Annotated in this window: 20 protein-coding genes and 2 pseudogenes; 13 read left to right on the plus strand and 9 right to left on the minus strand. The window is 68.0% G+C overall.

Annotated features, from left to right (window positions below; genetic code table 11):
* The first annotated feature begins 28 nt into the window (after nt 1–28).
* A complete protein-coding gene (locus ACTWQO_RS36610; protein WP_443241696.1) occupies nt 29–748 on the plus strand; it encodes an ABC transporter permease in 720 nt (239 codons plus the stop codon).
* 322 nt (nt 749–1,070) lie between these two features.
* A complete protein-coding gene (locus ACTWQO_RS36615) occupies nt 1,071–2,009 on the plus strand; it encodes a zinc-binding dehydrogenase (RefSeq protein WP_443241697.1) in 939 nt (312 codons plus the stop codon).
* A gap of 366 nt (nt 2,010–2,375) precedes the next feature.
* Here ACTWQO_RS36615 and ACTWQO_RS36620 read toward each other — a convergent pair whose 3' ends face one another.
* Entirely contained in the window at nt 2,376–3,029 is a 654-nt protein-coding gene (locus ACTWQO_RS36620) for a TetR/AcrR family transcriptional regulator (RefSeq protein ID WP_443241698.1), read from the minus strand.
* A 100-nt stretch (nt 3,030–3,129) separates the two neighbouring features.
* Here ACTWQO_RS36620 and ACTWQO_RS36625 point away from each other — a divergent pair, with 100 nt between their 5' ends.
* Together ACTWQO_RS36625 and ACTWQO_RS36630 are read left to right on the plus strand one after the other, a co-directional pair.
* Nucleotides 3,130–4,329 carry a cytochrome P450 gene (locus ACTWQO_RS36625; protein ID WP_443241699.1) on the plus strand — a complete coding sequence of 400 codons (1,200 nt, stop codon included), beginning with the start codon at nt 3,130–3,132 and terminating at the stop codon, nt 4,327–4,329.
* 21 nt (nt 4,330–4,350) lie between these two features.
* Complete coding sequence (locus tag ACTWQO_RS36630; protein ID WP_443241700.1) at nt 4,351–5,226, plus strand: acyl-CoA thioesterase; 876 nt, start codon at nt 4,351–4,353, stop codon at nt 5,224–5,226.
* A gap of 234 nt (nt 5,227–5,460) precedes the next feature.
* On the opposite strand, the gene ACTWQO_RS36635 is transcribed toward ACTWQO_RS36630, so the two are convergent.
* Nucleotides 5,461–5,700 (minus strand): hypothetical protein, encoded by a 240-nt coding sequence (locus tag ACTWQO_RS36635; protein ID WP_443241701.1) that lies wholly within the window; start codon nt 5,698–5,700, stop codon nt 5,461–5,463.
* 149 nt (nt 5,701–5,849) lie between these two features.
* On the opposite strand from ACTWQO_RS36635, the gene ACTWQO_RS36640 reads away from it, so the two are divergent.
* Nucleotides 5,850–6,602: a hypothetical protein gene (locus ACTWQO_RS36640; protein ID WP_443241702.1), complete on the plus strand. Its 753-nt coding sequence runs from the start codon at nt 5,850–5,852 to the stop codon at nt 6,600–6,602.
* A 170-nt stretch (nt 6,603–6,772) separates the two neighbouring features.
* Here ACTWQO_RS36640 and ACTWQO_RS36645 read toward each other — a convergent pair whose 3' ends face one another.
* From ACTWQO_RS36645 to ACTWQO_RS36655, 3 genes and pseudogenes are all read right to left on the minus strand, one after another.
* Entirely contained in the window at nt 6,773–7,561 is a 789-nt protein-coding gene (locus tag ACTWQO_RS36645; protein WP_443241703.1) for a 3-oxoacyl-ACP reductase family protein, read from the minus strand.
* Nucleotides 7,562–8,512 (minus strand): NmrA/HSCARG family protein, encoded by a 951-nt coding sequence (locus ACTWQO_RS36650; RefSeq protein ID WP_443241704.1) that lies wholly within the window; start codon nt 8,510–8,512, stop codon nt 7,562–7,564.
* Nucleotides 8,513–8,714: 202 nt separating this feature from the next.
* Nucleotides 8,715–8,850: pseudogene (locus ACTWQO_RS36655) on the minus strand (IS701 family transposase); the annotation flags it as partial.
* A 198-nt stretch (nt 8,851–9,048) separates the two neighbouring features.
* Between ACTWQO_RS36655 and ACTWQO_RS36660 the strand changes: the two are divergent.
* The 3 genes and pseudogenes from ACTWQO_RS36660 to ACTWQO_RS36670 all read left to right on the plus strand — a co-directional run.
* Entirely contained in the window at nt 9,049–9,705 is a 657-nt protein-coding gene (locus tag ACTWQO_RS36660) for a GPP34 family phosphoprotein (protein WP_443241705.1), read from the plus strand.
* Nucleotides 9,706–9,818: 113 nt separating this feature from the next.
* Nucleotides 9,819–11,390 carry an alpha/beta hydrolase gene (locus ACTWQO_RS36665; protein ID WP_443241706.1) on the plus strand — a complete coding sequence of 524 codons (1,572 nt, stop codon included), beginning with the start codon at nt 9,819–9,821 and terminating at the stop codon, nt 11,388–11,390.
* Between the two features lie 18 nt (nt 11,391–11,408).
* Nucleotides 11,409–12,531 (plus strand): annotated as a pseudogene (locus tag ACTWQO_RS36670) (transposase); the annotation flags it as partial.
* Here the strand turns inward: ACTWQO_RS36670 and ACTWQO_RS36675 are convergent.
* Together ACTWQO_RS36675 and ACTWQO_RS36680 are read right to left on the minus strand one after the other, a co-directional pair.
* Nucleotides 12,513–13,832: an amidohydrolase family protein gene (locus tag ACTWQO_RS36675; RefSeq protein WP_443241707.1), complete on the minus strand. Its 1,320-nt coding sequence runs from the start codon at nt 13,830–13,832 to the stop codon at nt 12,513–12,515. The pseudogene ACTWQO_RS36670 and the gene ACTWQO_RS36675 overlap by 19 nt on opposite strands.
* A gap of 226 nt (nt 13,833–14,058) precedes the next feature.
* Nucleotides 14,059–15,225 (minus strand): amino acid ABC transporter substrate-binding protein, encoded by a 1,167-nt coding sequence (locus tag ACTWQO_RS36680; protein ID WP_443241730.1) that lies wholly within the window; start codon nt 15,223–15,225, stop codon nt 14,059–14,061.
* An 857-nt stretch (nt 15,226–16,082) separates the two neighbouring features.
* On the opposite strand from ACTWQO_RS36680, the gene ACTWQO_RS36685 reads away from it, so the two are divergent.
* The gene (locus tag ACTWQO_RS36685; protein WP_443241708.1) at nt 16,083–17,003 is read left to right on the plus strand and encodes an NmrA/HSCARG family protein; all 921 of its coding nucleotides are present in this window, start codon (nt 16,083–16,085) and stop codon (nt 17,001–17,003) included.
* 527 nt (nt 17,004–17,530) lie between these two features.
* On the opposite strand, the gene ACTWQO_RS36690 is transcribed toward ACTWQO_RS36685, so the two are convergent.
* Nucleotides 17,531–18,049, minus strand: coding sequence for a MarR family winged helix-turn-helix transcriptional regulator (locus tag ACTWQO_RS36690; RefSeq protein ID WP_443241709.1), 519 nt, complete (start codon nt 18,047–18,049; stop codon nt 17,531–17,533).
* Between the two features lie 425 nt (nt 18,050–18,474).
* Here ACTWQO_RS36690 and ACTWQO_RS36695 point away from each other — a divergent pair, with 425 nt between their 5' ends.
* Genes ACTWQO_RS36695 through ACTWQO_RS36710 form a run of 4 tightly spaced genes read left to right on the plus strand, consistent with a single transcriptional unit; the run spans nt 18,475 to nt 22,179 of the window.
* On the plus strand, nt 18,475–19,419 hold the full coding sequence (locus ACTWQO_RS36695) for an ABC transporter ATP-binding protein (protein ID WP_443241710.1): 945 nt from the start codon (nt 18,475–18,477) through the stop codon (nt 19,417–19,419).
* 38 nt (nt 19,420–19,457) lie between these two features.
* Nucleotides 19,458–20,273, plus strand: coding sequence for an ABC transporter permease (locus tag ACTWQO_RS36700; RefSeq protein ID WP_443241711.1), 816 nt, complete (start codon nt 19,458–19,460; stop codon nt 20,271–20,273).
* Between the two features lie 29 nt (nt 20,274–20,302).
* Nucleotides 20,303–21,568: a sensor histidine kinase gene (locus ACTWQO_RS36705; RefSeq protein ID WP_443241712.1), complete on the plus strand. Its 1,266-nt coding sequence runs from the start codon at nt 20,303–20,305 to the stop codon at nt 21,566–21,568.
* Complete coding sequence (locus tag ACTWQO_RS36710; RefSeq protein WP_443241713.1) at nt 21,565–22,179, plus strand: response regulator; 615 nt, start codon at nt 21,565–21,567, stop codon at nt 22,177–22,179. The genes ACTWQO_RS36705 and ACTWQO_RS36710 overlap by 4 nt, the downstream gene beginning before the upstream one ends.
* Nucleotides 22,180–22,291: 112 nt before the next feature.
* Here the strand turns inward: ACTWQO_RS36710 and ACTWQO_RS36715 are convergent, their stop codons facing one another.
* Nucleotides 22,292–22,708 carry a MarR family winged helix-turn-helix transcriptional regulator gene (locus tag ACTWQO_RS36715; RefSeq protein ID WP_443241714.1) on the minus strand — a complete coding sequence of 139 codons (417 nt, stop codon included), beginning with the start codon at nt 22,706–22,708 and terminating at the stop codon, nt 22,292–22,294.
* Nucleotides 22,709–22,731 lie beyond the last annotated feature (23 nt).

Consider the following 22,731-nt stretch of genomic DNA (forward strand, 5'->3'; position numbering starts at 1 on the left):
CGCTTTGCCACGAAGGGACCCAACCCCCATGTTCGCGATCGCTCGCAGTGAGCTGATCCAGATCTTCCGGAACCGGCTGGTTCTGGTCACCGGACTTATCGTGCCGGTCGCCGTCAGCGCGCTCTTTGTCTACCAGCGCGAGATCTTCGCGGAGGCGGCTGGCCTCGGCTACATCGCGGCGATCGTGATGTTCACCGTGATGGCCTTCGGGCTCTACACCACGGCCGTGACCACGCTGGCCTCGCGTCGGCAGAACCTCTTCCTCAAACGGCTGCGCTCCACCGCCGCGGGCGACGTCGACATCCTCACGGGGCTGCTCTTGCCGGTCACCGTCATCGCGCTGGTCCAGGTGGTCGCGATCCTGATCGTGCTGGGCGTGGTCGCCACCGAACCGGCCAAGATCCCGCTCCTCGCGGCTGCCGTCCTGGCCACGCTGACCATGATGGTCGGCCTGGCCCTGGCCACGGCAGGGCTCACGAACTCGCCGGAGCACGCTCAGGTGACCACACTGCCGGTCAGCCTGTCGGTGATCGCGGTCGCCAGCTGGGTAGGCCTCACCGGCACTGAAAACCTCGCCCTGCTCAAGCGACTGCTTCCCGGTGGCGCCGGCACCGAACTGGTCGTCAACGCCTGGGAGGGGAACGTACCTGTCGCGGACTCCCTGATCCTGCTGGTCCCCACACTGGGCTGGGTCGTCGTCGCTGTCGGGCTAGCCTCCCGCCTCTTTCGTTGGGAACCACGCCGATGAACCCGGCCGGGCGCCGCTGGCCCGCGGCGCCCGGCGACGACATCGCCACCTGCGAGAGCTCCACCACCAAGGCCGTCCCGACCTCGTGAACCACCTGCTGCTGCTCGCGGTCCCAAGACCAGCAGCGCCAGGTGCCGCCTCTCCTGCCGCCCAGCCGCCCGCCCGGCTGGACGTCGATGGGTCGAGCTGGCGGAGAGCCGGCCGGGGCAGTCGTTGCCGCTGGCGGACCGGGTGCTTTCAGTAGGCTGGGGCAGCGCCACTGCCTCGCACGTCAAGTAGTCCACAGCCGCCCGGCAGGACGGCGGAGGAGGTATGCCCGACCATGCGCGCCCTGCTCATCGACCGCTCAACGCCTAGAGGTATCCGTCTCGGCGAGGCGGAAGCACCCCGGCCAGCGCCCCACCAGGCACTGGTACGCGTTGTCGCCACCTCGCTCAACTTCGGCGAGGTGAGCCACGGCATTGCCACGGCGGTGCCGGGGGACGTTCTCGGCTGGGATGCGGCTGGCGAAGTGGAAGAGGCCGCCGCCGACGGATCCGGACCACCTGCCGGCACCCCCGTGCTCACCGTCGGCGCCGATGGCGGATGGGCCGAACTCCGCGCCGTGGACACCGGGGCGCTGGCCTCAGTACCGGTCGGCAGCGATCTTGGCGCGCTCAGCACGCTGCCTGTTGCCGGACTCAGCGCCCTTCGCGCTCTGCGCCGTTTCGGACCGGTGTCCGGTAAGCGCGTTCTGATCACCGGCGCGACGGGCGGCGTAGGACGATTCGCGGTGCAACTCGCCCACGCCCAGGGTGCTCGAGTCATCGCGTCCACGGGCGACCCGGACCAACATGGCGATGCCCTTCGGGCAATGGGCGCGGACGAGGTCGTTCCCGGGCCCGAGCACGCCGACGGCGACATGGACGCCGTCGTGGACTCGGTAGGCGGGCAGCAGCTGGTGGAGTCCTTCGCGAAGCTGGCCGCCCACGGCACGCTCGTCGCCGTCGGCGACGTCACCTCACGTCCCGTCACGTTCCCGCCGGGTGCCTTTCTCGGCAGTGAGAACCGGCACGGCCGCGCGATCGTCACGTTCTACTCGTTGGACGGCCCTGCGCCCGGCCAGGATCTGGAACGGCTGGCCCAGCTGATGGCCGAGAAGGTGCTCACGCCCCACATCGGCTGGCGCGGCGACTGGAGTCGCGCGGATGAGGCCGTTGACCTGCTGACATCCCGCCGCCTCCACGGCAAGGCGGTCCTGGACGTCTCAGGCGGTCGGTGACCTCAGGAGTGCCGAATCGCAGCTGACGGGACCGGACCGACCGACAGCCGCTGGCCGCGCGCCGCGTACGTCCGCTCATGCCGATTCCCGGATGCACCGCACCAACTGGTCGGAATCCGAAACACTGGCGGATCCGGTCGATCAGGGACCGGTGTCGACAGGCCACTGTCCGGCGTGTTCGATTCCGTGGGTAGTAGTGCCGCCATCACTGCGGGTCGGGAGTGTAGACGGTCAGGAACGACTTCTGGTTCTCACGTTGGACTTCGGAGGCGACGGCGTGGGCGGCGGGAGGCTCTCCCGCCCAACAGACTGTCAGGCAGGGTCAGCGCGCAAGCCCGAGGGCCGTTAACTCACTAACCTTCTGGTTCAGCTTCGTTCTTGGCCCGCAGGCACCGCGTCCAGCACCAGCTCCACTGTGGCGAGGAAGCTCTCGCGGGTGAAACCGACGGGTTCGATGCGGCGACCGTAGTGACCCAGCGCGGGAAAGTCTGCCGGGTCGGCGCCCAGCGTGATCACTCGGAAGGTTTCCACTCTCCGCTTTCGCTCGGTCGGGCCGGAGGATTGGCTGGCCGCGTGCGCGGAGATCAGGGACACGGACAAGGTCACCAGCCGGTGGTACCACTCAGGGATGAGTTCCTCGGGCACCCCGGCGTCGCTGAGGGCCTGCAGGGTCTCCTCGATCACTAGCTGGCTGCCAGGCCCGCTGCCCGGATAGTGGCTGGCGTCCTTCGCCAGCTGCGGCAGCGCGGCGTACGCATCCCATGAGCGCAGGGTCAGGTCGACGAGCCGCGCACGCCAGGTCCCCTGCCGCCGGTAGCCGTGCATGGCCTGGACCAGCACATGGTCCACGATCGCAAGCATCAGCTCGGTGCGGTTGCGGAAGTGGCGATACAGGCTGGAGGAGTCGGTACCCAGCTCGGCGGCCAGCTTGCGCATGCTGAACAACTCGTTCCCCTCGGAGCCGGAAAGCAGCTCCACGGCAGCGTCCAAGATGGTCTGCCTACTCCAGCGCTGACGCATGGCGACAGCCTAGTCGAGCGGAGTAGGCGCTGCACCAAATGACGAAAGCGGCGTTGCGCGCGGTGTTGCGCGCGGTGCGTGCATGCTGTGGAATGAGCCCATGACAGACCTGCACGAGCTGGTCACCCTGCGGACCGGGTTCGACATCGACCCGGGCATGCGGAGCCGGCGTGACTCCGGTGAGGTCTACCGGGTGCGATCGCCGCTGGGGCACGAGGCCACCCTCTTCAGCCGCTACGACGATGTCCGGGCCGTACACAGTGATGCCGAACGGCTCCGACTCGACGCGATCGGCCCGTCCCCCGGCTTGGCAGCCGAGGGCGTGGACGACGAAGAGATGAAGCAACGCCGTGCCGGGCGGCTGCTGATGCTGGATCCACCCGAGCACACCCGTCTGCGGCGGCTGCTGATGGCGACGTTCACGGTCCGGCGGGCCCAGGCGCTGGGCCCGCGGATCCAGGAGATCGTCGACGAGCACCTGGACGCGATGGAGGCCGCCGGTCCGCCCGTCGATCTGGTTTCCGCGTTCGCGTTACCGGTGCCTTCACTGGTGATCTGCGAGTTGCTCGGGGTGCCGTTCGCCGACCGGGCCGAGTTCGGTGCGCGCAGCAACCGGTTCTTCGACACGACCATGTCCGCGCAGGAACGGCTGCGGTTGGACGCCGAAGCTGACGCTTACATGCACACCCTGGTCGCACGGCATCGGGAAGAGCCAGGGGACGACCTGCTGAGTCTCTTGATCCGCGAGCACGGCACGGGTGCGCTTTCCGACGAAGAGCTGGTCGGCCTGGCGGACCTGCTGCTGATCGCCGGCCACGAGACCACTGCGAACGTGATCTCACTCGGAACGCTCGCGTTGCTGCGCCACCCCGACCAGCTCGCGCTGGTGCGCGACGATCCGAGCGCGGTCGAGGACGCGGTGGAGGAGTTGCTGCGCTTCACCTCGGTCCTGCACGCCGGCTTCGTCCGGGTAGCTGTCGAGGACACCACCATCGGCGGACACCTGGTCCGGCGTGGCGAACACGTGGTTACCTCGCTGCCCGCAGCGAACCGCGATCCGGAGCTGCTGGACGGCGGAGACGACCTCGACGTCACCCGTGGCCGCTGTCCGCATGTTGCCTTCGGCCACGGCATCCACCACTGCCTCGGCGCGACTTTGGCTCGCCTCGAACTACAGCTGGCGCTTCCGGCATTGCTGCAGCGGTTCCCCGGGTTGCGCCTCGCCGACCCCGCCGCCGGACCCGCCTTCAAGCACCGTGCACTGATCTACGGCCTGCGGTCTCTGCCCGTGGCCTGGTGACCATCGTGAAAGGAACTCCCGTTGACCATCGATGAACAGTCCAACGCCGCGCTACTGGCCGAGGACGACTTTCCTGACCACCAGGAGGTGGTGCAACGGTTCGGCGACCTCGCACCGGACGGCACGACAAGCACGGTGGCATTGTCGCGTCTGTTTGAGTATCCCCGGGTTGGTCTGCGCTTCTCGCGCTTCGACAAGCTCACGGCTGACGGCGGGTTCAAGCCGTATCAGATCCTGTTTGTCAGCCAGCGTGTCGAACGGCAGACGGCGTTCGGCAAGGTCGGCGCGACCGTCCGGGTCGGCACCGGTATCCGCGCGATCGGACGGTCCTCGTACACCTACGGTCAAGGCATGTTCGTCGACGGGCACCTCGTCGCCACGGCTGAGGCCACCATCGTCCTCGCCGACAAGTCTGGGTCGATCACCTTGCCGGACGAACTGCTCGCCGACCTTGAGGAGCTGCAGCTGCCGGAAACCAGTGCAGCAGTCACATCGAAACCCGACCCACGTCGCCGCGAGCGGCAGTACTACCCGGCCGCTGCCACCGTCCACAGCCGCGTCGGGGACGTCGACCTCAACCAGCACGTCAACTACATCGCCCAACTGGGCTGGTACGACGAGGCGATCGCGTCTTATGCACACCGTCTGCTGGGAGACGACGCTGCCAGGAAGCTCCCCCGATACCTCCCTTGGCGCTACCGCGTGACCTACCTCGGCGAAGTGCTTCACCCTCGCTCCTACGACATCGGGATCGCCGTCAGCGGACACGACGAGCACACCGTGCACTACGAACTGGGACTGTTCGACGGTGGACAGTGCCTGGGGACCGCGGACGCCGCCGCACCACGCGGCAGGCTTTCCGCCACGGCACTCGCCGACGGCGAATTCACGAGCTGATCCATTGGCGGACCACTCATGACCGGTACGCGCTCACCGTTCCAGAACACAAGTCGATCAAGCCGCAGGCAAGAGAGATCGTCGCTGGCCAGCCGATCAGAAACGTCCTGCCATGCCGCTGAGCACGCGACCGCTGAACGCACTCTCGTGCCGCGAACCGGCCGTTCGCCGCTACAGCCTGGCCGCCGGGTCCTCTGGCCATGCCTCACGTTCGGACGAAGTGGAGCGTCGAGGTCAGGTGATCGCGGTCGGATCGACGAGTTTGGCCTCCAGGTCGGCGACGCGGCGGTCCTGGAGGCACAGGTTGGAGCGAGCGGCCTCCAGGCCCTCGTCGCCGCATGCGCCACAGACAAGAACCTCGTCGACGAGGCCGCCGCCCGCGCGTCCGTGAGCGAGGTGCCCCGGGACGTGCGGCGCGCGGTCATCGGCACAAACGCCCGAGCACCGCGGGGAACCGGTGCACAGCCTGGTCAAGGACGACGTTGCCTCCGCGCAGTTGGCCTCGGACCTATTGCGCCCCCATAGCCGTGAACCATTTCATCACGTCGTTCGTCGAGGACAGGCCCCGTGGACGCTGGCCGCGCCCGTTGCCATGCTGAGATCACAGAAGCGTGGGGAGAAGCATGGGGTTCATACGTCGGATGTGGGCGCGGATGTTTCCGCAGGCGTTCCACGACACCCGTCACCAGCAGCAGAGCACGGAGCCTGTGGACATCTCAGGGTGGCTTGAGAGCCCCGAGGGACGGAAGTTCATGCTGACCCTCTCTGAGGCTGACCGACAGGACTTGGAGCGTCTGAGTCGGAACGCTGCAGGCTCCAGGGACCGTCTGCCTCGTTCCCCTGAAGACGTGGAGAAGGCAACTCAGCAGGCTACGCGGGCGTATCAGCTGGTTGATGAGGTGCGAAGGCTCGCGAAGGATGCCGGCCTGGGCGTCTCGGAGTGGCTTGAGAACTCCGAAGGACGGAAGTTCATGCTGGCCCTCTCTGCGTCTGACCGACAGTCCCTGCAGGATCTGCTGCGGCGCTCTGCGCAGACCAAGACGGAAGCCGCGTATCAGTCGATGCGACGGCGCGCAGAGGATGAGGGGCGCTCAGCTCAGAGCGCGACCGACGACCGGTGGCGGTCCGCCAGGAACGCCGAGACGCAAGCCCAGGTATTCCTGGAGGTCCATCAGTCTCCGTTGACCGCTCCTGCCGCAATGGGCATGGCGACGGCTCTCGCCAAACGCGGCAAGCTCAACGAAGCCAACATGCGCCGGGCCGAAGAGCTCTACGAGGATCGGGTGAAGAAGGCGTCGGCCGACTACTGGCCTACCGGAGAGAGCGTCGTCTCCCTGTTGTTCGGCCCTGGCCACGTCCAGCGGAAGCCTGGGTAAGCGGCAGGCGGGGGCCGGAAGCGGCGGGTGCCATGGAGCGTCTCGCGTTTGAGGGCTGCGTTGAACGATTCGGTGAGTGTGTTGTCTGCGTTCGTGCCGTGAACCGCTCCGGGACAGGCCCGGGCCTCCATCAGACCCGGAGCGCTTCACAGCCACGGCTGTCGCTGGTGTCAGACGGTGTAGCCGCCGTCGATGTTGATCGTCGCGCCGGTCACGTAGGCCGACTCGGAGCCGGCGAGGTAGACGATCAGGCCGGTCAACTCATCGGGAGACGCGAACCGATTGGCCGGGGTCAGTCCGGTCATCAGATCGGCGTGGTCCCCTTCGGACGGATTGCTGTCTGTCGCGATCGGGCCCGGCTGGATGTTGTTGACCGTGATCGCCCTCGGCCCCAGCTCCCGGGCCAGTGCTCGGGTGAAACCGCCGATGGCCGCTTTGGTGAGGGAGTACGTCGTGCCGTTCGGGATCGGCATCCGCTCGGCAAAGACGCTGCCGATTGAGATGATCCTGCCTCCGTCGCCCATGTGCCGCAGGGCTTCCTGTGTGGCCACCCACACCGAGCGTACGTTCACCGCGACTTCCCGGTCGAAGTCGTCGACGGTAAGTTTCCCGATCGGTGCGAGGTGGGCGCTTCCGGCGTTGTTCACCAGGATGTCCAAGCGGCCGAAGGCCTCCACGGTGCCGGTGACCGTCGCGCGGACGGCTTCGGCGTCTCCCGAGTCGGCCGCCAACGCCACCGCCCTGCCGCCTTCCGACGTGATCTCGGCGACGACCTTGTCGGCGTGGCCGGGGGACGAGTGGTAGGTGATGGCGACAGCCGCGCCCTCACGGGCGAGGCGACGCGCGATGGCCGCACCGATGCCACGGCTCGCGCCTGTGACCAAAGCGACCTTGCCGCTGAGTGGCCCGCTCGTCCTTCCCGCCGAGCCCTCATGAGACGCCGTACGTGTCGCGCTCATTCACTTCACCTCGATCTTCGAGGAGTTCTCGGCCAGCCAGGCGTCAAAGTCCTTCAGTGCCGGATTGATCTCGCGCAGCCGGTTCAGATCGCGGGCGCCGGTGAACTCCTGGTCGAAGTCGCCGTAATACTGGAACATGTTGGCGATCTCCGCAGCCGCCGGGATGTCCAGGGAGCGGAAGACGTCGTAGGGCACCGAGTTGAAGCGCACCGGTTCGCCGAGCGCGGCTCCCAGCTTCTCCGCGTACTGCGCACCGGTCAGGTGGTCGCCGGCCAGGCTGATGGTGCCGCCGACGAACTGCTCACCACCCTTGAGGATGGCGTTCGCGATGCGGCCGATGTCCGCCACGTCCACCCCGGCGAGGAGCTTGCCGTCCTCCAGCGGCAGGGTCAGGGTCAGTACGCCGTCCTCGGCGCGCTGAGGGCCCATGGCCTGCAGGAAGCCCTGGAAGAAGAAGGTGGTGTTCAGGAAGGTCGTCGGCACTCCGGCCTGGGTGAAGAGCTCATTGGCCTCACCCTTGGCGTCGAAGTGGGGCACGTTGTACTTGTCCTGGAGGACGGGCATCCGATCGTCGTCCAGCGGCAGCAGTTCGCGCGTGTCCTCGAGCGTCGACCAGACCACATGACGCAGCCCCGTGGCCTTGGCAGCCCGGACCAGGACGTTTACTTCCTCGGTCTCCTTGGCCGCCGAGCCATGCGCCCAGAAGTTGGTGACGAGGAAGGCGCCATAGGCACCCTCGAACGCTTGGTGCACGGTCGGCTCGTCGTAGAAGTCCGCCTGGACAACCTCCGCCCCGAGCTCAGCAAGCTCCCTGGCCGCAGGCGAGTTGGGGTTCCGGGTCAGCGCGCGCACCGTGAAGCCCGAGTCCGGATCGGCGAGGATCGCCCGTGCGGTGCCACCACCCTGTGCGCCCGTCGCTCCGGCGACCGCGATGACCTTCTTGTCGCTCATACCAGCTACCCCTGTCCGAGTGGAGAACAATCTAGTTGAGGTATCAACTGAATCAGGATTGCGTTGATGCATCAACCTTTGCCAATGAGATTCGGCCAGGTAACGAAGGCCGTGAATGATCAGTCAATCGACGAGCCGGTGGGGCCGGCGCCGGTCCAGAGTGCAAGAAGTAACTGCAGTTCGCGTACGACCTGGTAGAGCCTCAGGCGGGCGCCGTCTCTTTTGGGGACCGGGTGATGCGCTGGAGGGTGCAGAAGGCGGTCGTGCTCGATGCGCCAGCGGAGTTTCGCGGTGCGCACCAAGGCGGCCAGCGCCGTGTCGGCGGGCAGGTTGGACAGCCGGACTAGAAACCCAGAGGACCTGTCACTTAGTGTCAATTTGCCGTACAGTGACACCCGCTCAGGGAGAGTTTCCGCAGGCCTCTGTCCAGCGTCCTGGTGTGACGCGTCGTGGGAGGCGAGGAGTGTGACGCCCCCCGTAGGCCGCCCGCCGCCCTCTCCCCGCCACGGAGGCCTCGGCCCGACATGAAGGATGCAATGAACCTGAACCTCCCGCAGCGGATGTACCTGCTCTGCTATACGGTGGACAAAGAGGAGTTCGAGGCCGTCAACCTCCAGGGGCGCGGGCAGCTTCTCCGCGCTGCGGCCCTGGCCGAGCTGGTCTTCGACGGACTGCTCACCACCCAGAAGAAGAAGGTCGTCCGGAGCCATGCCGAGGCGCCCCACGATCCGTTCCTCGCCGGCGTATGGCGTGACATACCCGCGGAGAAGCCCAAGAGCTGGCTCCAGTTCGTGCACAACAAGGCCACCACCGCGGAGAAGCCGGTGCGTGAGCAGCTCGTTGCGGCGGGGGCCGTCTCACCGCCCGTCAAGCGCAGTCTCCTCTCGCCGATCGCCTCCCATCAGGTGACCGTCAACGATCCGCAGCAGGTCCTCACCCTTCAAACGACGGCTCGCAGCGCCGTGCTGGACGGTGCTGACCCGGCGACTGTCCCGGCGGACGAGTTGGCCATGGCGGTACTCCCCGTCGAGTGCGAAGTGCTGAGCGTCTTCACCTCGAAGGAAATGCGCCAGCACAAGCGCACGCTCAAGCCTTACGCCCAGCACTTCGACTCGCTTGTCCCCGGACTGCGTGCAGCCCTGCGCGACTCGTTCCTGGCGGCAAGGGGCACCGGCGGAGGCTGGGGCAGCTAAGCATCCCGGCGCGGGCTCCCCCACCTCCCCCGCCAGCCCTCAAGAGCCAGTCAGAGCTGCCGCATGGCTCACCCCCAAGCACCACCACACACGCCCGACGTTAAGGAGATTGCGTGCCCTCCCCCTCCGCCCTCGGCATACGGCCGAAAAAGCCAGCGGTGCTGCTGCTCGTGCTGTTCGCCATCAGCGCGTGCAGCCAGTCCGCGCCGGAACCGAAGTCGTCCGCATCCGCTCAGCCGACCGAGAAGCTGTCCCGCTTCTACAACCAGAAGCTCGCCTTCGGACCCTGCAAGGGATTCGGAACGAGCCCGGCTGAGGAGAAGCTCTACGCGGACTCACGGCTGGAATGCGCCCGGCTGGAGGTGCCGCTCGACTACGACGCTCCTGAAGGCAGGACCGGTCAGGTCGCGGTGTTGCGCGTCCCCGCACGCGAGAAGTCCGCCGGGTCGCTCCTGCTCAATCCCGGTGGGCCGGGCGGGCCCGGTCTGCCCTTCGCCGCAGCCACCGGCAGGGCCCTGGAAAAGAGCCCGCTGACCGCACGGTTCGACCTCGTGGGCTTCGACCCTCGCGGAGTCGGGGCGACCAAGCCGGCCATCACCTGCTTCACCAACGAGGAGTACCGCAACGGCGACGTACAGACCGAGTTCATCACGTCGGCTGGAGAATTCTCCGCGGACGACACCGGGCGGCTGGTCGAGAAGTGCGAGCAGCGCTCCGGCGGCAAGGAGAATCTCGCCGCAGTGGGAACCCGCGATACGGTCCGCGACATGGACGTTCTGCGAGCTGCCCTCGGCGAGGACAAGGTGACCTTCCTCGGGCAGAGCTACGGGACGCGGATCGGCGCGCTCTACGCGCAGGCGTACCCGGACAAGGTGCGGGCCATGGTGCTCGACGGGGCGGTCGATCCCCATCTCGGCAGCGAACGGAGGCTGTCGCAGTACGCCGGCCTGCAGCGCTCCTTCGACCAGATGGCCGCCGACTGCGCCACCCGTCCGAACTGCCCCCTGGGACAGGAGCCGGAGCGGGCCACGGAGAACTTCCAGAAGATTGCCCGCAAGTTGCTCGACAAGCCGGTGCCCTACGGAGACGGGCAAGAGTTCACTTTCGACGACCTCGTGGGCTCCACCATCGTCGCGCTGTACTACCAGCAGACCTGGCCAGCGCTCACCAAGGGGCTCACCGAGCTCCAGGCAGGCGACCCCTCCCGGTTCGTGAAGCTGAGCGCGGTCTTCAGCGGACGCAACCCGGACGGCAGCGGCAGCAACTTCACCGACGCGAACTTTGGCATCGGCTGCATGGACGAGGAACGAAAGGATCCGCAGCAGGCTGGCGAGTTCCGACAAAAGCTCTACGACAAGGCGCCGTTCGCCGATCCCGGCGGCAGTCGCGAAGGCGCCCGCGGCGCCTGCGAGGCTTGGCCGGCCCCGCCGAAGGTCACCTACCCCTTCCCCAACCGGGTCGATGGACTGCCGCCCGTTCTGACCGTCTCGATCACCGGTGATCCAAGCACCCCCTACCGCGCCGGGGTCACCCTCAGCAAGACTCTCGGCGGCAGCCTGCTCACCGTCAAGGGAGAGCAGCACACCATCGCCGCCTCAGGAACCAACCCCTGCGTAAACAAGATCGTCGCTGACTACCTGATCAACCTCAAGACCCCGCCCCCGACAGCACGTTGCGAGGTGTGACCCCCTCGACGCCGAGGCCTGTTCTGCCACGTTCCTGGGCCGTTCTCGTGAGGCCGCCCAGATCATCCCGGGCTGGCCGTACTCGTTCGTCGCCGCGCTCAGCCCGGACCGCACGTCGTGAACGCAGGTCCTGGACGCGGTCCGGTCAGGGCCCACCGACGACGACGCGGCCGTCACCGCCGACCAGCTGCGGGCTGTGGTCGAGCGCCTGGTCGCGGCCGGTCAGTGGCAGGACGGCGACCGGAACATCCTGGTCGTGATTGACGCGGGCTACGACGTGATGCGCCTGGCCTGGGTACTGAGCGACCTTCCCGTCGAGTTGGTCGGGCGCCTTCGTTCCGATCGCGTTCTGCGACTGCCGACGCCGCCGCGTGTCTACGACCCCAAGGGCGGCAGGCCGCCCAAGCACGGAGCGGAGTTCCGCCTGGCGAAGCCGGAGACCTGGCCGGAGCCGACAGCAGTGACCCTCAACGACACGCCCCGCTACGGCAAGGCCGAGGCCCGCGCCTGGGACCGGCTCCACCCCCGGCTCACCCCGCTCGGCCTGGACGGCGAACTCCCCCTGGTCGAGGGCACGTTGATTCGGCTCAAGGTCGACCACCTGCCCGGCGACCGGGACGCGCCACCGGTCTGGCTGTGGTCCTCCGCGACCGGCGCCACCCCGGACGACGTCGACTTCGTCTCGTCGTGCTACCTGCGCCGATTCGACCTGAAGCACACGTTCCGCCTATTCAAGCAGTCCCTGAGCTGGAGCCGCCCCAGGCTGCGTGACCCGCAGTCGGCGGACCGGAGGACCTGGCTCGCCGTCGCAGCCCACACCCAACGCCGCCTCGCGCTGCCGCTGGCAGCCGACCGACGCAAGCCCCAGGAGAAGACCACCCGCACCGTCACTGCGGTGACCCCGACCCGGGTCCGGCGCGGGTTCAGGAACATCCGCCCCCATCTCAGCAGTCAGGCCCGTGCGCCCAAACCCACCCGGCCGGGTCCAGGACGGCCACCCGGCTCGAAGAATCGGCGGCCCACCACCCGCTACGACGTGGGCAAGACCATCAAACGACCCGAGATCCTCGTCGCTCTGCGTGATCGCCCCTCCCCTACAACGCGGACGGGCCGTCGAACGGCTCACCCCCGCAGCATGTGAGCGGCCGCCGCGGCCACTGCCCGCTGGGCAGCGAGGCGGTCGACGCGCAGAGGTTCCCCGTAAGCGACCACCTGTTGGCCGGCGACCCAGACGTCGCGCACCGCCCGGGAACCCGCGGCCCACACGAGGTTGGCGAGCAACTGCTCGTCCGGGACGTCGAGTCCCGCGGCGAAGTGCGGCCCGTCCACGCCGACGTGAATCATGTCGGCCCACGCGCCGGGGCCGAGCGTGCCGATGTCCTGGCGCCCCACTGCGGCGGCTCCACCGCGGGTCGCCATCAACAGCGCGTCCTTGGCGGTCAGGGCGAGAGGATCCCCGGTCGTCGCACGGGCCATCATCATGGCAAGCCGCATTTCCTCCCACAGGTCGAGGTCGTCGTTGCTCGCCGGTCCGTCGGTGCCCAGGCCCACCGTGACGGAGCCCGCCCGCAGTGCCGTGAGATCGGCGATGCCCGAGGCGAGCTTGGCGTTGGATCCGGCGCAGTGGGCGACTCCGGCGCCGCGGTCGGCGAGAAGCCGGACATCCTGGGTGGACAGGTGCACGGCGTGGGCCGCCAGCAGGCGCCCGTCCAGGAGACCGACGTCATCGAGCAGCCGGGGGACGGATCCGTACGCCGCTCGCTGTTCCTGGTCCTCCGTCAGGGACTCGGCGACGTGGATGTGTACGAGGGCTCCCCGGGCGGCAGCCGACTCGGCCGTCGCCCGCAGGGCCTCCACGGGCAGGGTGTAGGCGGAGTGCGGGCCGTAGCACAACTCGACACGTCCACCGGGACCGAACCTCAGGCCGTCCTCGTCGATCCACTTGTCGATCGCGGTCAAGGCGCTCTGCCATCCCGCCCCGGGCAAATCGAAATAGGCGGGAGCGAGGAGTATCCGGCTGCCGGCGGTGATAGCCGCGTCGACCACCGACTCGCCGTGCCGGTACATCTCGGCACTGGTCGTGATGCCGTGCTGAAGCATCTCGACGCAGCCGAGCAGCATGCCCGCGTAGGCATCCGCCGGGCGCATGCGGTCCTCCGCGGGCCAGATGACGTCGTTCAGCCAGGACATCAGCGGAAGATCTCCGCCCGCGCCGCGCAGGGGTGTCATCGCACTGTGCGCGTGTGCGTTGACGAGGCCGGGCATCAGTATTCCGGAGAGCCGTGTCACGGGCGTTCCGGGAGCCGGTGGAGCATCGGTCCAAGGCCCGCAGTACGCGATGTGGCCGTCGTCCTGTACGTCGACGAAGCCGTCCCGGATCACTGAGCATCTCGCGTCCGCGGGAAGGACGACGGGGGCGTGGAAACGGCGTAAGAGTTGCATGATCACTCCTCGGGATCCTGTTCAGCCTCCCGTTTGCGCAGGAGGGGCTGGGTGGGAGGAAGGGGCCCGCATACACCCGGGAACGTCCATTCGTACGCGGCCGGATAAGCGCCCAGCACCGGTTGGGCGCCCGGGCGAACTCGCGGACCCAGGCGGTGAATGCGGTGAGTGCCGTGGTCGAGGGCGACCTCACCGACGTCGGCCTCGGCAGTAACTGCGATGCCCCTTACTCAGCAGTGAGAGCTTCCGCGTAGGGAAAAATGAGGGTTCCGGAGGACGATTCCGGTGGCGACACCACGATCTGCCGCGACCCGTTTTGGAACTGACCGACCTCGTGGCCGGAAATTCCCTGGAACTGGACCTGCAGAACCCTGGGTTGTGGCCACTCACCCCTCACGCCGAACCGGACATCACCCATGACGGTCGGGAATATTTCCTCCCGCGCGTACGCCGAGAGACTCTCGTCGTCGAAGCCGCCGGTCGCCTCGACGGCCTGAGCAACCACCTGCATCTGGGCGTACGCGAGCGGCACCATGTAATGCCCGAGCAGGTCGACACCGGCGTCTGCCGCACGTGCCTGGTAGGCGTTCAGAAGTTCCTGAACACCCGGGAACATCATTTTGGGGACCGGAGCCCAGTACTCATAGTTCACGAAGCCGTTGAGCAGCGGTCCGAGTGTCGTCTTCACCGCTGTATTCTGCGGGCCGATCATGGCACCGCCGACCATCTTCGGCCGGTAGTGGTGAGATCGGATCGTCCGCGCCAGGCCGATCGAGTCGTCCAGGTAGGAACACAGGAACAGCAGATCGCTGCCGGTTTCCGCGACGGCGTCGATGACGGGCTTGAAGTCCTCGGTCGACAGTGGGTAGGTGGCCTCGTGGACGACCTTGATTCCGTACTTCTCGGCGTTGGCCTTGGCGCCGAGAACAGGGTTGCGGGAGAACTCGGCATCCGCAGCGACGAGCGCCACGGTCGTCGGCCGCGGATTCTGCTGCGCTGCGAGTTCGAAGAAGCCCTCGGTGAGCGCCGCGTTCGGATCCGACCCGGTCGGGATCATGGCGAAGTAGTTCGGGTAAGCGAGCACATTGTTGACGCCGAGGCCCATGAGCCCGACGAAGAAGCGCTGCCGCTCCATCACCAACGGCATAGCCGGCAGGAGGGTGTTGGTGCCGTATCCACCGATGACGAGGTCAACCTTGTCCTCGTCAATCAGCCGTTCGTAGATCCCGGGGACCAGGGAGGCGTCGCCCTGATCGTCGTAGAGGACAAACTCGACCGGACGGCCGAGCAGTCCACCGCGAGCATTGATGTCCTCGCGCCAGATCTCATGGGCGAGCCGGGCTGACCGGCCGTTGTCCGCGAGGGGACCGGTTAGCGACAGGCAGTACCCGATGCGGACGGGTGCCAATTCCGCGGCCATGTCAGACGTCGCGCTCGGGTGTCAGCAGCGCCTGCAGGCCGGACTTAGCTTCGTTGCTCATGGGGTCCCTCTCCGGGTTTGCGTGTCTGTGTGTTCAGAGTGCTCAGACGGACGCCGCTCATCTCGACGCCGGAATGCGGCCGTACGCGTCCGCGCAGGCACCCCTGAAGCCGAGTCGGTCAACCACCGCGCTGAATCGGCTGACATCGCGTCACGACTGGGCTCGGCTCCCGTATCGAGACGGTTTGCGGCGACAGTAACGACCCGCCCGATCAAGTGGATGACACGTCACTTACATTAGCATTGACACTTGATGCGTCAACTAGATGCCGACCCAGCAACGGTGGCCGGCCGTGAACGCACCCCACCTCGTGCCCCGCGTCCGCGCCGGAACCCGCTTCGAACGAGGCGGGCTCGTCGAGCGCCCCGAGGGCCATGCAGCCTGGGCCAGACCGAGGCGCTGGTCGCGAACGCGTTCGTCGTACGCGCACCGAAGGACCCGGAGATCGCCGAACGATTCCGCGTCGGTCACGCTCAGCTCCGCGACGCCGTAGCCGCCATGGTCACCGCCGCCCAGGCAGACGGGACCTGCACGCGAAACTGGACCCGTTCCAGGAAGCAGACCTCCTGCTGTCCCACAGATCTGCGCGGCAGACGGGAATCGCCCGCCTTAGGTGGGCGAGGATGTCAAGCCACATCGCTCGCGACCAGCGAAGGCCCCGGGCCGTCCTCGGTCTCACCGGATGAATCCGGATGAATCCTGACAGACATCGATCAAGCAAGGGACCCTGGCCCGGAATAGGGCTGACGCCCGGGTAGTTGTGATCGGCATGATCAACATAAACAGGACCGTCGTCGTCCTGGGCGCCACGGGACAGCAGGGAGGATCGGTCGCCGCTGCGCTGCGGGACGACGGCTGGGCGGTTCGCGCGGTCGTGCGTGATCCGTCCGGCCACCGGGCCCGATCCCTCTCCGCCGCCGGCATCGAGACCGTGCGCGGTGACCTCGGCGATCCGGAGTCGCTCCGCGCGGCCTTCTCCGACGCCCATGGCGTCTTCAGCGTCCAGCCGAACTCGGGCCAGGCCGGCGCCAACGTGACCGACGAGGACGAGATCCGCTTCGGCACGACGGTGGCCGACATCGCCGAGCGCTGCGGCGTCGCCCACCTCGTCTACAGCTCCACGGTCGCTGCAGGGCCGACACCGACGGGTGTCGCCCATCTCGACACCAAGAGCCGTATCGAGGCCCATGTCCGGAATCTGGATATCGCCAGCACCATCATTCGGCCGGCCACGTTCATGGAGATCCTGATGCTCCCCGGAATGGGCCTCGACCGGGGACAGATCTCCTTCCTGATGCGCCCCGACCAGGCCATGCAGTTCATCGCAGTACGCGATATCGGCCGGATCGTCGCCGCAGTCTTCGGCTCACCCGATCGCTACGCCGGCCGCACCGTGGAGATCGCCGGAGACGCTCTCACCGGCAAGGCCCTGGCCGATCATCTGACCCAGGCCACTGGTCGGCCGATCAGCTACAGCCGCCTGCCGACGACGCTGCTGGAGCAGAATGAGGCCCTCGGCGGATCGGCAGCGCTCGTTGACTCCGGCAGGCTGGCGGGAAACGCGAATCTCGACGCGTTGCGTGCGGAGTTCCCCTTCCTGCTGCGCTTCGACCGCTGGTTGGCGGGCCCTGGTGCGGGCCTCCTCAAGGAGGCGCTCCGTTCTACGGGCACGGGTATCGCTCTGCGCTGAACGAGGCCCTGTGCGATCCGGTCAGAGCTTGGCGACGAGGTGCACCTCGACCGGTAGTTCGGGGAAGGCCAACCGAGGGATACCGATCATCGTGCCCGTGGAGACCTACTCGGCCGCTTGATCCACGAATACACGCAGGTCACACGGGACTGTCCAGTTTCGGGCACCCACAGGGGATCTCGTTGCTCTTGTAGGTGACCTGGCGCTGGGCCTGAACCCGTCCCATCCTGGCCCGCCATTGACCTGATGAGCGCACCAGCACGGCACGAAGAAGGCCGCCGACACCGCGCTCACCGGGCGGATTCCCAAGGTCCAAACCGAGTTCGGGAAGACGTAGAAGACGTACGGGTCATGCGGATCACCCGGAACTCCGTACGAGCGACCTGGTTCAAGCCGCAAGCGTGCTGAGCGACTCATGCGTCAACACGTCGCCCGGGGACGTGAGGCTGCGGCATTGGTCTTGACCCGCATGATCCGGTGGGCGACAGCGGCTCGACCCCAGAACGTAGATGTGGGCACCGGCCAGGTCACTCTGGCCGATCGTCCAGGTTCGCGATGATCTTCTCGGCGATGGTGCGCAGGTGCGTAACCTCGGTCGCGCTGAGGCCGGCGAGGGCCGTGTCCCAGGCGAAGACGTCCTGCAGCGGCAGCACCCGTTCCACGAGGTCGAGGCCACGCCGCGTGAGGACGGCCTGGTAGGCACGGCCCTTTTCGGGAGTGTCCTCGCGGCGCAGCAATCCGTCAGCCTCAAGTGAGCGGAGCGCGTGCGACAGGCGGCTCTTATGGAATCGTAGTGCCCGGCTCAGTCGGGTTAGACCCATGGTGTGCCGATCTGCACCGGCGAGCAACGCGAGGATCTTGAAGTGGCTGTGCGGGATGCCGGCGTCGTGCCGCGTCTGTCGTTCGAGTTCGGCTTCGACCAGGTGCGCGAGGATGACCAGTGACTGCCAGTCCTCCCTCTGCTCCTGGGGCACCCGGGGCCGGGCGAGTTCGGTGGAGGCGCGGGCCCGCCGTTCGTCCGACCCAGGCGTCGTGAGATCAGACAATCGGCCATCCGCCTCTCCCGGCTCACCAAGCGGCGAAGCCTTCGTACATTGCACACCTAGTGAGTTGCAGGTTCAACTCCCTAGCCCGACGCGCCCGAGGGGAGAAGTCTAGTCATGCCAGCTCAGCTCGTCGGCAGTCGCCGACCTGTCCGATCACCTTCGCGGCCAGCACCATGCCTGCCCAAGCCGGGCAATGACGTCAAGCTGGTGCGGGAGGCTGCCGGAGCGTCTCACATCTGGGCTCCGTTGTCCCTGACCTGCCGGTCGAGCCGCAGGTCGGCCGGATCGCCGGCGATGTCATGACGGCAGTTTGTCGACCCACACATAGGGCTGCCCCCACACACAGCCGCCGTTCTGACATTTGTCATGCCGGCTGGTGACAGGGCGGCACTGGTTCCCCGCCTGTCCACGAACAGGATTGAGGCATGCAAATCAACAGACACGAACACGTCATTGAGGTCACCGACCTGCGGCGTGTGTACGGGGGCGGGTTCGAGGCCGTGCGCGGAATCAACTTCTCCGTAAGTCGGGGTGAGGTCTTCGCGCTGCTCGGCACCAACGGCGCCGGCAAGACGTCCACGGTCGAACTGCTGGAGGGCCTCGCCGCTCCGGCCGGCGGCCGGGTGCGCGTCCTCGGACACGACCCGTACACCGAGCGGGCCGCCGTACGCCCCCGCACCGGGGTCATGCTCCAGGAGGGCGGCTTCCCCTCCGAACTGACCGTCGCCGAGACGGCACGGATGTGGGCGGGGTGCGTGAGCGGGGCCCGCCCGCCGGCGGAAGTGCTGGGGCTGGTCGGCCTGACGTCGAAGACCGATACCCGTGTGAAGCAGCTCTCCGGCGGCCAGCGACGCCGCCTCGACCTGGCGCTCGCCCTGCTCGGCGACCCCGAAGTGCTCTTCCTCGACGAGCCCAGCACCGGACTGGACGCCGAAGGCCGCCACGACACCTGGGAGTTGGTGAGCGCGCTGCGCGACCGCGGTACGACCGTGCTGCTGACCACGCACTACCTGGAGGAGGCCGAGCACCTCGCCGACCGGCTCGCGATCATGCACGAGGGCCGAATCGCCGTCACCGGCACCCCGGCTGAGGTGACCGCCGCGCAGCCGTCCCATATCTCCTTCGAACTCCCCGCGGGCTACTTCGTGGGCGACCTGCCTCCATTGGCCTCACTGGGCGTGAGCGACCATGAGGTCGACGGCCGGATGATCAAGCTGCACACGCAGGAACTCCAACGCGCGGCCACCGGACTGCTGGTGTGGGCCGGACACGCAGGAGTCGAACTGCGCCGCCTGGACGTGCGCTCGGCGTCCCTGGAAGAGGCCTTCCTGAGCATCGCCAAGAAGGTGTCCGCGAGGACGGCCGACTGAACGACTCCCAGGACGCAGACGCCGCAGGAGTACGCGGCATGAGCGTCACGACCACCAATGCCTCCACCACGCGCACCGTGACCTCTGCGGCGACCACGCCGAGGACGCGCATGACCGCCCTCGCCCGCGCCGAGCTGACCCTGCTCGGCCGGAACAAGGGGGCCCTGGCCGCCACGGTGTTCGTGCCGCTGGTGCTGCCGTTCAGCGTGCGGGCGGCGGCAAAGGAGATGGACCTCGCCGAGGCCGAACTGACCATCGGCACCCTTATGCTGCCCGCCGCGATCGGCTTCTGCCTGCTGTTCGCCGTCTACTCCGCCCTCGTCGGCGTCTTCGTCGTCCGGCGTGAGGAACTCGTCCTCAAACGGCTGCACACCGGCGAGCTGCGCGACGTGGAGATCCTCGCCGGATCCGCGACGCCGGCCCTGCTCAGCGCGCTCGTGCAGTCCCTGCTGCTCGCCGTGGGCTGCGCCCTGCTACTCGACCTGTCCGCACCGTCCGCGATCCACCTGTCCGTTCTCGGCCTGCTGCTCGGTCTGGCGATGTGCGCCGCGCTCGCGGCGGTCACCGCGAGCTTCACCAGGACCAGTGACAGCGCGCAGGTCACACCGCTGCCCTTCATGTTCGCTTCCATGCTCGGCTCCGGCATGTTCGTCCCGCTGGAGCTGCTCCCCGACCGGCTGGCCTCCGTCTGCGAACTGCTGCCGCTGACACCCGTCATCACTCTGGTGCGCGGCGGCTGGACCGGCGACCTGTCCGGCGCCGAGACGATGGGCGCCATGGCGACGGCCGTGGCCTGGACCGTCCTGGCGATGTTCGCTGTACGGCGGTGGTTCCGGTGGGAACCGCGGCGCTGAGGTACGGGGCGAGTGGGTGCGGCGGACAGATGCGCAGGCCGGGCGGATGGTGGCGGCTCAAGAGCACGCCGGAGAAGGTCGAAACGTATACCCGGTGGACGTTCCACTTCTTCGGGGTGAGCGAGATCGTCGGCATCCGACTGGCGACCTACAGACAGACGGATCCGCGACTCGCGACGGTGCTGTCCCTGATGGTCGTCGTGCATGCCGTGGTGTGCATGGCGACCGCCTCACGGGCCCTGGACTGGACACTCGGACACCGTCCCCAGCCGCTACGGCAGCTGTGGCTGCTCGGCGCCGTCACCGCGGTCCTCGCGATCGTCGCCGTCGGCATCGCGGAGCACGGCCCCGCGGGCGAGAACGTCGAGGGCATGGCCCTCAGCGTGTTCGTGGGCCTCCAGGGCTTCGGCGTCGGCGTGATCGCGCTCGGGGTGCACAACGACCGGCGGCGTGTCATCAGGCTGGTGAGCGGATTCGCGGCGGGCGCGGGTGTCGTGTCGTTCGCCGTGGGCATGCCGTGGCTCGCCGCGCTGATCATCGCCTGCGTCGTGCTGTTGGCGGGAGCGTTCCTCGCTTTCACCGCGATGCTCTCCGTCTGGCTGCTCAACGTGGTCTTCACGCTCGACGAGGCCAAGGAGACCCGGGCCCGGCTCGCCGTCGCAGAGGAGCGGCTGCGGTTCGGCCGGGATCTGCACGACGTGATGGGACGGAACCTGGCGGTGATCGCCCTCAAGAGCGAACCGGCGGTCCAGCTGGCCCGGCGCGGGCGGCCCGAGGCGGTGGAGCAGATGATCGAGGCGCAGCGCATCGCGCAGGAGTCGCAGCGGGAGGTCCGGGATGTCGTACGCGGCTATCGGGAGGCCGCCTTGGAGGTCGAACTGGCTGGCGCCCGCGGTGTGCTCTCGGCGGCCGGGATCGTCGCAAAGGTCACCGACGAGACGGAGGGGCTGCCCTCCGCGGTGCAGTCGGCCCTCGGCTGGGTGGTGCGGGAGGCAACCACGAACGTGCTGCGGCACGGGGACGCGAAGAAGGTCGCCGTGACAGTGCTGATGTCGCAAGGGCGGGTAGTGCTGACGGTGGAGAACGACGGGGTCACGCAGTGGCGGGGATCCTCGGCCGACGCGGACGCGCCCGCCGGGACCGGTGGCTCCGGGCTCGCGGGGCTGCGGGAGCGGCTGGCCGCGGTGGGCGGCACACTGGAGGCGGGAACCGTCGGCAAGGGCGTGTTCCGGCTGACAGCCGAGGTGCCGCTGCCGTCCGTCGGGGCGGGAACCGCACTGAGGGTGGCGTCGTGACGGCTACCGTGCGCGTACTGCTCGCCGACGACGAGCACCTCATCCGCGGGGCGCTGGCGGCCCTGCTGTCCCTGGAAGAGGACCTGGTCGTGGTCGCCGAGGCGGCCACCGGTACGGAGGCGCTGGCGATGGCGCGGGCGCACGCGCCGGACGTCGCCGTCCTCGACCTCCAGATGCCCGGCGCCGACGGTGTCAAGGTCGCCACATCGCTGCGGGCCGAGCTGCCCGACTGCCAGGTACTGATCGTGACCAGTCACGGGCGCCCCGGGCATCTCAAGCGGGCGCTCGCGGCCGGGGTGCGCGGGTTCGTCCCCAAGACGGTCAGCGCCCAGCGGCTCGCCGAACTGATCCGCACGGTGCATGCCGGAAACCGGTACGTCGACCCGGAGTTGGCCGCCGACGCGATCTCCGCCGGGGACTCGGCGCTGACCGCGCGCGAGGCCGAGGTGCTGGAGCACGCTGCTGACGGGGCGCCCGTCACGGAGATCGCCGAACGCGCCGCGCTCGCCGAGGGGACCGTACGGAACTACCTGTCGTCGGCCGCGAGCAAGCTCGGCGCGGAGAACCGGCACGCGGCGGTGCGGCTCGCACAGGAGCGGGGTTGGGTATAAGGGCATCGCCGCGACCGCGCCGCCTTCCGGGAACGAGCCCTCTCCGGCCCTCCGCCGCTCGGCCCCGGCGCAATGCCCGTCGCCCGACTGCGGGCCGCTCGTAACGATGGCCTCACGCAGGCGAGGCCAGCATCTCCTGGAGGATGCGCTGCAGTTCGGTGCGGTCCTGTGGAGTGATCCTTGCCAGCCTGCGGTCGTACTCCGCGGCGAGGGCTGCAAGTGCACGATCCCGCGCCTCTGCACCTTCAGCGGTCAGTGTGAGCTTGTGGCGCCGCAGGTCCGCGTCGTCGATCTCGCGCCGGATGAACCCTTTGGCGACGAGGTTGCGGACGTAGGTCGTCACGCTCGCCTTGGGCAGCAGCAGCGCCGCTGCGATCTCGGCCGGGTACGGCGATGCTTCCACCTCGGCCAGGACGAAGAATTCCTTCGTGTCCAGCCCAAGCTCGGCCAGCTCCTGCGTACAGGCGTCCATCACGACACTCAGCAGCCGCTGATTCAGCGTCCACAGTTGCGCCCCGTCGGCCGACATGCGAGCCCCTCATCCAAGTGGTA

This window comes from Streptomyces sp. 4N124, from assembly GCF_052245395.1.
In the GTDB taxonomy this organism is placed as follows: domain Bacteria; phylum Actinomycetota; class Actinomycetes; order Streptomycetales; family Streptomycetaceae; genus Streptomyces.

Excerpts from the sequence above, each read along its gene's own strand:
- ACTWQO_RS36705 (WP_443241712.1), top strand. The coding sequence starts at position 20,303 with ATGCGCAGGCCGGGCGGATGGTGGCGGCTCAAGAGCACGCCGGAGAAG.
- ACTWQO_RS36715 (WP_443241714.1), bottom strand. The coding sequence starts at position 22,708 with ATGTCGGCCGACGGGGCGCAACTGTGGACGCTGAATCAGCGGCTGCTG.
- ACTWQO_RS36695 (WP_443241710.1), top strand. The coding sequence starts at position 18,475 with ATGCAAATCAACAGACACGAACACGTCATTGAGGTCACCGACCTGCGG.
- ACTWQO_RS36650 (WP_443241704.1), bottom strand. The coding sequence starts at position 8,512 with ATGAGCGACAAGAAGGTCATCGCGGTCGCCGGAGCGACGGGCGCACAG.
- ACTWQO_RS36660 (WP_443241705.1), top strand. The coding sequence starts at position 9,049 with ATGAACCTGAACCTCCCGCAGCGGATGTACCTGCTCTGCTATACGGTG.
- ACTWQO_RS36615 (WP_443241697.1), top strand. The coding sequence starts at position 1,071 with ATGCGCGCCCTGCTCATCGACCGCTCAACGCCTAGAGGTATCCGTCTC.
- ACTWQO_RS36700 (WP_443241711.1), top strand. The coding sequence starts at position 19,458 with ATGAGCGTCACGACCACCAATGCCTCCACCACGCGCACCGTGACCTCT.
- ACTWQO_RS36610 (WP_443241696.1), top strand. The coding sequence starts at position 29 with ATGTTCGCGATCGCTCGCAGTGAGCTGATCCAGATCTTCCGGAACCGG.
- ACTWQO_RS36645 (WP_443241703.1), bottom strand. The coding sequence starts at position 7,561 with ATGAGCGCGACACGTACGGCGTCTCATGAGGGCTCGGCGGGAAGGACG.
- ACTWQO_RS36685 (WP_443241708.1), top strand. The coding sequence starts at position 16,083 with ATGATCAACATAAACAGGACCGTCGTCGTCCTGGGCGCCACGGGACAG.
- ACTWQO_RS36625 (WP_443241699.1), top strand. The coding sequence starts at position 3,130 with ATGACAGACCTGCACGAGCTGGTCACCCTGCGGACCGGGTTCGACATC.
- ACTWQO_RS36640 (WP_443241702.1), top strand. The coding sequence starts at position 5,850 with ATGGGGTTCATACGTCGGATGTGGGCGCGGATGTTTCCGCAGGCGTTC.
- ACTWQO_RS36620 (WP_443241698.1), bottom strand. The coding sequence starts at position 3,029 with ATGCGTCAGCGCTGGAGTAGGCAGACCATCTTGGACGCTGCCGTGGAG.
- ACTWQO_RS36675 (WP_443241707.1), bottom strand. The coding sequence starts at position 13,832 with ATGCAACTCTTACGCCGTTTCCACGCCCCCGTCGTCCTTCCCGCGGAC.